Consider the following 233-nt stretch of genomic DNA (forward strand, 5'->3'; position numbering starts at 1 on the left):
GAATATGAACGTTTAAAAGATAACTACGAGTTACTGTGGGATATTCCTTCAAACGATGGTTACTTACAACTTGTGGGTATAATGCAAAAATTTATTGACCAGTCTATTTCGGCCAATACAAATTATGATCCTGGTAAGTTTGAAGGCGGTCGCGTACCGATGAAAGTCTTATTAAAAGATTTGCTTAGCGCCTACAAACTGGGTGTTAAAACCTTGTACTATCACAATACCCG

General features: G+C 37.3%; 1 protein-coding gene. It reads left to right on the forward strand.

The window, feature by feature from the left end:
* Positions 1-233, forward strand: a 233-nt coding sequence (locus tag AAEY83_RS18770; protein WP_502945233.1) for a ribonucleotide reductase barrel domain-containing protein, incomplete at both ends; no start/stop codon positions are given.

This window comes from Psychrobacter sp. TB20-MNA-CIBAN-0197, assembly GCF_040309765.1.
In the GTDB taxonomy this organism is placed as follows: domain Bacteria; phylum Pseudomonadota; class Gammaproteobacteria; order Pseudomonadales; family Moraxellaceae; genus Psychrobacter; species Psychrobacter submarinus.